At 50.5% G+C, this 301-nt stretch carries 1 tRNA gene; it reads left to right on the top strand.

The annotated features are described in order from the left end of the window. The first annotated feature begins 228 nt into the window (after positions 1 to 228). A tRNA-Met gene (locus HUS61_RS21415) sits at positions 229 to 301 on the top strand.

Here is a 301-nt window from a genome sequence, read left to right as displayed (position 1 = left end):
CGGGATGGAGCAGCCTGGTAGCTCGTCGGGCTCATAACCCGAAGGTCGTCGGTTCAAATCCGGCTCCCGCAACCAATCTTTATAAAGATTGGTGTAATGTTGGAACTATAAAGGTCGTCGTCACGGCGTGAGGCATTCACTCTTCACCTTCACAGCTCCCGCAACCAATTCTTTGAATTGGCTGACTTCTTAAATTAAGTGAGAAGTAAAATAAACTTAATATTCAGGCGCGGGATGGAGCAGCCTGGTAGCTCGTCGGGCTCATAACCCGAAGGTCGTCGGTTCAAATCCGGCTCCCGCA

Origin of the sequence: Pseudoalteromonas sp. 0802 (genome assembly GCF_013350085.1) — a bacterium.
Lineage (GTDB): Bacteria > Pseudomonadota > Gammaproteobacteria > Enterobacterales > Alteromonadaceae > Pseudoalteromonas.
This window is presented reverse-complemented; position numbering and strand designations above follow the sequence as displayed.